We start from the raw sequence: 7759 nt of genomic DNA, 5'->3' as shown, positions 1-7759 counted from the left end.
TTCAGCATGAAGGCCATCGTGAACCCGTTTCTCAGAAAGGGGTCGTTTTTGGCTGCCTGTCCCCCTTCCGAAGGGGTCACTTTTCCATGCCGCTTAACAGTTGCGCGGCATCGCGCCAGACGGCCCAGGACCGCACCGGACAGACGGCCGGATCCCGGCGCCGCCGCAGGCGACGCAACTGGTGACGCCCGGATCGGGGCCGCAGCAGGGCGACGATCATCCCGTCTGCCGTGTCGGTGATGTCTTCCACCGTCAGTCGGGCCAATGCTTCAGCGCCGATGTCCAGCGCGGCCGCCAGCAGCAGCAAAGCCCGGTCACGCAGGCCGGGCAGGTCGGGGCCGCAACGTCGTGCGGCAGCCAGCAGAGAAGCCGCATCGACCCCGGCCCCGGTCCGGCGCACCCGTGTGGCGGGCAGGGCGACATCGAGCCCCTCGCCATTGGCGGCACACCACGCCGTCAGCGCCGCGCGATCCACCACCAGGCTCTGCCGCGGCCGTCCGGCCTTCGCGCGGACTTCCAGCCATGCTGCCACCGCGACCTGACCGACCGGAAAGCCGCTATCGGCTGGCTGGGTTCTGACAAAGGCGCGCCAGGAGGCCGCATAGGCCCGTGCCGTGGCCGGCGACAGGCCGGTCGGGGGCCGCGCCGCCTGCAACGGTCGACCGGTCTCAGCCATTCTGATCAGATCCGCGGTTTTTCGGCCCGAACGCCCTGCAGGCCAATCCCGAACGGGCTTTCGAAGAAGGCAGCTCGTCCACCCTCAGCGGGCAACCGCGCCACCTGACCCTGACCACATTAAGGCGTTCGCGCTTCATATAATACGTCGTATCATGTTAACGTATTTTGGAGAACGAAAAAGCGCCCGGTTTGTCCTGAAAGGACCGGTTTTCCCGACTTTCTTCCCCCTCCCCTCCCCGCCGGGCAAACTCCGACCGATCAAAAGTTTACTTCCGATAAGTTATCTTGTCGGAAGTATGGCAAATCTGGAAATTCCTGCTAATTTTATCGAAAGGCCCTTAATAAGGAGAATGTCAGGTTTGCCGCGATCCTCTCCGATTCAGGTTCTCCTTAATCAGGAGAAAAATGATCCTTAATTAATGCGAAAAAGTACCCTTAATTCGGTTACGCATCATCAGTGCTTCCAGGCAGCAGCCTCCCCCAGCCCGCTATGCTTGGATGACGCCACTGCAAAAAACTCTCTGGACTGAAAACCTTGCGTTGCTTTCCTCTCCCCACGGGGCGCCGTCGACTTGTCCCGCCAAGCCCCCTGTCCATCCCGGACAGGGCTGAAGAAAACACTCATTCTGGTCCGTTATGGCGATCTCCTGACAGCTTTACTCCGTCATGGTTGAGCGCAAAACAGCATATGCGATAATCTGACCTGCCCCTCGCCCGTCCCATAACCGAAAGAGAAACGTCAATGATCCGTTTGCGTCCGCTCGTCATTGCCGCATTGCCGTTCCTTATTTCCGGGCATGCACGTGCCCGCATGGTCGACAGGCCAGTTTCGTAGACGTTCGAGGGCACGCGTTATGACTGCGTCCTAATCTACGACGACACGACTGCCGCGCGGCGGCCGGGTCTCCTGATGGTGCCCGCTTGGTTCGGCGTCAACGAGAGCGCGATCCGCAAGGCCGAGGACATCGCAGGGCAACGCTACGTGATCCTGCTGACGGATATGTATGCCGCCGCGATCCGCCCGAAAGACGCCGCTGGCGCACGCGATGCCATATCCCCCTTCTGCTCGCTGACCGTTCCATGATGCGCCGTCGCGTGGCCTTTGCCCTGGCACAGTTCAGGTCGTTTGTATCGCAGGCACCAATCGACACGACCCATCTTGCGCCATCGGTTATTGCTTCGGCGGCGCGGCCGTGCTGGATCTCGCGCGGTCCGGTCCGGAGATCGCAGCCGTGGTCGCGTTCCACGGCAATCTCTCGACGGATAATCCCGCCCTGGCACATGCGATCCGGGCACGGGTTCTTGCCATGAACGGGGCGGATGGATACCTCGACCAGCCCCCAGTTTGACGGCTTCCTGACCGAAATGTACGGCAGCCCTGCCCCGTGGCAGTTTCTCGCCATCGGCCATGCTGTCCATTGCTTCACCGAAAAGGAGGCCGTGGCCTCATCCGGCCTATGCCGGTACGATGCGCAGGCAGATGCCTGGTCAATGCATATGGCTCGACAAAAGTTTCTCCTCGCATTGACGATCCGGGATGAATGTCCCGCTTCGGTCCAGATTGCGAGGAAGAGCGAACCAGATCCGCACCATTTATCTAGTGTTGGGAATATCTCGCCTTCATCAGAAAACGGCGGATATGATGCCCGTCTTAGTGAACATTATGGAATGCTGCGGGCCACTCTGGGTTCATACGCAGCATAATCCGTCACGCCGAAGGATCGATAGATTAGACTTCTATCAATCATAAAAATGCGATAGAATGATTGATATAGCCTTGGGGTATCAATCATGCTTTGGAATTGGCAGCTTCCGGACTGGCCACATTTTCACTTCGAGAAAAGCTGTCTGCGAGACGCCGAAACGGAGTTCCTGAAAGGTTCAGGCGTGGTCGTCGGTGCGATGCAGCATCTGGACAAAGACGCCAATCAGCATCTTGTCGTTCAACTCATGTCGCAAGAAACGGTCGAGAGCTCCGCTATTGAAGGCGAGGTGCTTGATCGGGCCAGTGTGCAATCGTCGATTGCGCGACACCTTGGCTTCGCCACAGACAGGCGACGTTCTACGCCAACTGAGGCTGGGGCCGCTGAATTGATGGCGGACCTCTATCGGCATTATGCGGCCCCTTTGACTGACCAGAGTCTCTTTGAGTGGCATGCCATGCTCATGAACGGTCGGCGAGATCTGGATGTCATTGGCAGGTATCGGACGCATGCCGAGGCAATGCAGATTATCTCCGGCCCCATCCATGCGCCGCACATCCACTTCGAAGCCCCGCCATCTCGAAGCGTCCCTTCGGAGATGGCGCAGTTTATCGGCTGGTTTAACAGGACCGCCCCAGGCGGGATCGACCCCTTGCCCGCGATTGAGCGGGCTGCGATTGCGCATCTGTGGTTTGAGACCATTCATCCCTTTGAAGATGGAAATGGTCGCATCGGACGCGCTATTGCTGAAAAAGCATTGGCGCAAACCCTCGCAGGCCCAACGCTGACGGCGTTGGCCGCGACCATCAATACATACAAGAAAGCGTATTATCTCGAACTGCATCGGGCCAGCAAGACGAACCAGATAGAGAACTGGATGGTCTGGTTCTCTCAGGTCGTGTTGGAGGCGCAATCCCGCACGCTTCGGAACATCCGGTTTCTTATTGAGAAAACGCGGTTTCTGGATCGCTTACGCGGAAAACTGAACATTCGTCAGGAGAAGGCCCTGCTTCGAATGCTGGCAGAAGGGCCTGATGGTTTTCAAGGTGGCCTGAGTGCCCAGAATTATCGGTCGATTACAGGGGCGACGTCTGCCACGGCGACGCGTGATCTGGTTGATCTGGTGGCGCTTGGTGCTCTTATTCGGACAGGAGAAAACCGGTATGCCCGGTATTCCCTTCGTCTCTGACAGACATGTAGTTTACTGTTCAACCACGAAAAAACCTTCAAGGTCGCTGCATTATGGACGCGGATAATCTGACAGAGCTCCCGACCGCGCTGGATGGCATTTTCTGCCACGATTAACTGGACGGTGCTAAATAGGTGGTTGGTAAAATAGGATTTCTGTTCCCATTCATGAGGCATTTCGACAAAAATCCCAAAATGCGCTTGTTCCAGAGCCTTTCCACCCTACCTGCCTGTCTGCCCCTCCCCTGCTGCCCGCGTAGCGGTCGGCTCTGTCCTGCCGAACCGATCGCCCAGCCTAGGCCGGGCCAGCGGAAAAGAGGCAGGGGCGACCCCGGTCACCTTTTCTGCACCCAGGGGTCTTCGGACCGGGAAAGCCGGTCATGCTGAGCGATGTCAGGATCCTCGGCTCCAACCGGCGGGCGCAGGCCGCGCTGCACGCCCGCGTCGACCAGCTGACACGGCAGCGTCTGGCCGAGACACAGGACCCGGCGCGCTGGCGCGAAATCCTCTCGACCGCGCGTTTCACCCCGCCCCTGCCCCTGCTTCTGGCGGGCATCGAATTGCCGGACGGTAGCTATTCCCCGGATACCCCCCTCGCCCAGGGCGTGCCGTATGCGTCGGCAGCCCAGCAGATGGCTCAGGACCATGTGGCCGATATCCCATCAGGATTTGAACTGGCCGTCGGACTGGAAGTCGATGATGGCACGCCCAGCTTCCTGGCGTGGTTCCGGCCGCTCCAGCCCGTAGGCTCCTGTTCCGAGACGGTAGACGCAGCGCCCCCTGCGCCCGTCGGCCAACCGGCCGCAGCCGTCGCGCAATGGTTTTCTGTCGTCTCGGCACAACCCGTCCCTGAACATGATGGCCGCCTGGCTACGGCCCGTCAGGCGGCCGATGCCTATATGCACCGCAGCAAGGCTGAGAACACGCTACGCACCTATCGCGCCGCCGTCCGATCCTGGTGCCAATGGGCCGCCGGTCACGCCCTGGCCGCCCTGCCAGCCCGCAGCGAGGATGTTGCCGCCTATCTGGCCGACATGGCGCTGCAGGGCCGCAGGACCAGCACCATCGACCTGCATCGTGCCGCCCTGCGTTACCTGCACCATCTGGCGCAGATCACCGTACCCACCGCCCACCCGATGGTGACCGCAACGCTTGCCGGCATCCGGCGGGAGGCAAAGGAGACCCTGCCCCGCCAGAAAACCGCGCTCACCTGGGACAGGCTGGTCCGGGTCGTCGAAGCCATCAGTCCACATGATCTGGTCGGTGCGCGGGACCGGGCCATTCTTCTGCTCGGTTTTGCCGGCGCGTTCCGGCGCTCCGAACTTGCCGCACTGAAGGTGGACGACATCACGGTGGACGAGGATGGCATGCAGATCCGGCTGGGCCGGTCCAAGGGTGATCCCCAGCGCAAGGGCGCGCTGATCGGCATTCCGCGGGGCCTGACCCGGAACTGTCCGGTTCTGGCGTACGAGACCTGGCTCCGGCAGGCCGGGATCACGGAAGGTCCTCTCTTCCGGCGCATCTGGTCCGCGCGGGGCCACAGGGCGGGCGCCACTCCCGTCGGAGCCCCGCCCAACATCGGACCGCACGCCCTGTCGGACCGGGCAGTCACGGACATCATCCGCAAGCGATGCGGCGACACCCACCTCGAAGGGGACTTTGGCGGGCATAGTCTGCGCCGCGGGGCCATCACCACGGGAGCAAAGGACGGGTATGATCTCCTGGAACTGAAGCGCTTCTCGCGGCACAAAAGCCTTCAGGTCGTCGAGACCTATATCGACGCGGCCAGCATCAAGGCCCGGCACCCGGGAAGATCGAGATTCTGAGACTGTCTTGACCCATGCCGCCAGAGCGCCTCAACTCGCCTTCAACTGCAACACGTCAGGGCGGATCAAAGAGAGGAAACAGCGTCATGGGTTCCAGAATTCTTGTTGTCGGCCCAGGCGCCGTGGGTGGGTATTTTGGCGCCCGCATGGCCAGCGCCGGGCATGACGTGACCTTTCTGGTGCGCGAAAGGCGCCTGCAGCAGCTCCGTGCCGGGGGCCTGTGCCTGATCAGTTCCGTTGGCAACGTCACCATGACCCCCCGGATGGTGATGGCCGGTGGGATTGAGGGGCCCTACGACATCATCCTGCTCAGCGTAAAAGCCTATTCCCTGACGTCCTCCATGTTCCGGGATCTGCTGCAGGGCGCTCCTGTGGAGGCGCAACAGATTATTGGTGACCTGGTCAGGCGGGCGCGCGTCCATCAGATCCCGACGCCTCTCCTGGATCTCACGGATCTGAATCTGCGCGTGTATGAACAACAAAGGCACGCATGAAGAGGCACAGTGCAGATACGACGTCCCAGCGGACATATCCACTTCACAGATCATGCCCGCCTTGCTCAAAGATAATTTTCCGCGCATGAACAGCCGGAATGGAACGTCTGACTTGGGGGGGGAACTGCCAGTCCGCTTTCCGACGAATTGTGTTGAAAAGCAGCTGTTTTCGCCAATCTCGGCGCCGTTTAGCGTCGGATCTTATCAGCCTGCCTTAGCCCGGCTTTTCTGGAGAACCGTTCGCCTACGGCGTAAGTCTTTTCTTGCAATATTGCTGATTTCTAATCGAATATGCGCAATCGTAATCGGTTTTTTCGAATGAGGCGTGTTTCTAATGACGGACGTAGAAAGGTCCACGCTGCTTGGCGGGCGATGGCTCGGCGATAACTTTGGTATCGATCCCTGCTGCGGTTTTCCCGTGACTAGCACGGTCGGTTCGCGCGGGAGTGTCCTGAAGTCTGTGTATCTGGCCTGGCCCATGCGTTTTCAGATACTCAAGCGGCGAAGCGCTCGCCGAACATTATGGCGAACTGGTTGCGGGCTGCAAACCATTCCCGAACATTCCGCCCGTCTTTCTCAAAGCTGCGGATTGCCAGGTAGATCAGCTTCGTTGCGGCATCGTCAGTCGGGAACGAACCGCGCGTCTTGATCGATTTGCGGATAACCCTGTTCAGGCTCTCAATGGCGTTCGTGGTGTATATGATCTTGCGGATCGCCGGATCAAAGGCAAAAAACGGGATCACTTCTGGCCATGCCCGGCGCCATGCCGGGGCGATTGACGCGTATTTCCCGACCCATTTCTCCTCGAACGCATCGAGTTCGGCGGCCGCCATGTCAGCAGTGGCAGCCCCGTAGATCCGGCGCAGGTCGGCAGCCACGGCCTTGCGATCCTTCCATGAGCAGAAGTTCAGGCTGTGGCGCACCAGATGGACTATGCAGGTCTGAACCATCGCCTCGGGAAAGGCGGCGGTGATGGCCTCGGGAAAGCCTTTCAGCCCGTCCACGACCGCGATCAGGATGTCCTGGATGCCCCGGTTCTTCAACTCGTTCATGACCGAAAGCCAGAATTTGGCGCCTTCATTCTCGGCGATCCAGAGCCCCAGAACCTCGCGCACTCCCTCGCGGGTGACACCGAGAGCAACGTAAACCGCTTTGTTTTTAACGGTCCGGCTGTCAGCATCGCGGATCTTTACCCGAAGGGCATCGAAGATCACGATGGGATACATCCGATCCAGCGCCCGGCCCTGCCACTCCCGGACCTCGTCCAGAACGGCATCGGTGACGCGGCTGATCAGGTCGGGAGAGACCTTCAGGCCATAAAGTTCAAGCAGATGGGTCTGGATGTCCCGGACAGTCAGGCCGGCGGCATAGAGACCGATGATCCTGTCGTCGATCCCGTCAATCCGGGTCTGGCCCTTCTTTACAAGCTCCGGCTCGAAACTGCTGTCGCGGTCGCGCGGCACCGTCACTGGAAAGGCGCCGTCCTGGCCTTTCAGCACCTTGGTCGTGGAGCCATTCCGCCGGTTCGACTGGCCCGGCGGGGCAGCCTTGCCTTCCTCATAGCCCAGATGCGCGCTCAACTCTGCACCCAGCATACGCTCCATGAGCCGAATTTTCAGCTCCTTCAGCAACCCGCTGTCTCCGAGCAGGTCTTCAGGACGCTTCACGCCCGTCAGCAATTCGTCGAGGATTTCCATCGAGATGGTCATTCATACTTCCTTTCGGTGAAGTATGGACCAGATCAATTATACACAGAAGATCGGACACTCTCGTTCGCGCCGGGAGAGCCGCCATCATGGCTTTGAGAGCTACGAAGTTTATCCGGAAAGCATGCGACCCGTTGAGACCCCGGCCGGACATCTTCAGTTCC

Annotated in this window: 7 protein-coding genes and 1 pseudogene; 6 read left to right on the top strand and 2 right to left on the bottom strand. The window is 60.1% G+C overall.

Going from position 1 to position 7759, the window contains the following annotated elements; translation table 11 throughout:
- Positions 1–88: 88 nt before the first annotated feature.
- Positions 89–676: pseudogene (locus CFR80_RS16130) on the bottom strand (transposase); the annotation flags it as partial.
- A 912-nt stretch (positions 677–1588) separates the two neighbouring features.
- Between CFR80_RS16130 and CFR80_RS19975 the strand changes: the two are divergent.
- From CFR80_RS19975 to CFR80_RS16110, 6 genes are all read left to right on the top strand, one after another.
- Positions 1589–1762, top strand: a complete 174-nt coding sequence (locus tag CFR80_RS19975; protein ID WP_258367880.1) for a dienelactone hydrolase family protein — start codon at positions 1589–1591, stop codon at positions 1760–1762.
- 109 nt (positions 1763–1871) lie between these two features.
- Positions 1872–2027: a hypothetical protein gene (locus CFR80_RS19970; RefSeq protein ID WP_258367879.1), complete on the top strand. Its 156-nt coding sequence runs from the start codon at positions 1872–1874 to the stop codon at positions 2025–2027.
- The gene (locus CFR80_RS19965; protein ID WP_258367877.1) at positions 1999–2382 is read left to right on the top strand and encodes a hypothetical protein; all 384 of its coding nucleotides are present in this window, start codon (positions 1999–2001) and stop codon (positions 2380–2382) included. The genes CFR80_RS19970 and CFR80_RS19965 overlap by 29 nt, the downstream gene beginning before the upstream one ends.
- Positions 2383–2469: 87 nt before the next feature.
- A complete protein-coding gene (locus tag CFR80_RS16120) occupies positions 2470–3570 on the top strand; it encodes a Fic family protein (protein WP_061276670.1) in 1101 nt (366 codons plus the stop codon).
- Between the two features lie 379 nt (positions 3571–3949).
- Positions 3950–5395, top strand: a complete 1446-nt coding sequence (locus tag CFR80_RS16115; protein ID WP_110507707.1) for a tyrosine-type recombinase/integrase — start codon at positions 3950–3952, stop codon at positions 5393–5395.
- Positions 5396–5481: 86 nt separating this feature from the next.
- A complete protein-coding gene (locus CFR80_RS16110) occupies positions 5482–5889 on the top strand; it encodes a 2-dehydropantoate 2-reductase N-terminal domain-containing protein (RefSeq protein ID WP_061276379.1) in 408 nt (135 codons plus the stop codon).
- 494 nt (positions 5890–6383) lie between these two features.
- Here the strand turns inward: CFR80_RS16110 and CFR80_RS16105 are convergent, their stop codons facing one another.
- Positions 6384–7598: an IS256 family transposase gene (locus CFR80_RS16105; RefSeq protein WP_110507706.1), complete on the bottom strand. Its 1215-nt coding sequence runs from the start codon at positions 7596–7598 to the stop codon at positions 6384–6386.
- Between the last annotated feature and the right edge of the window lie 161 nt (positions 7599–7759).

It is taken from the genome of Komagataeibacter oboediens (assembly GCF_003207815.1).
GTDB lineage: Bacteria > Pseudomonadota > Alphaproteobacteria > Acetobacterales > Acetobacteraceae > Komagataeibacter > Komagataeibacter oboediens.
The sequence above is the reverse complement of the archived record's forward strand: the minus strand, read 5'-3'. Positions and strand labels throughout refer to the sequence as shown.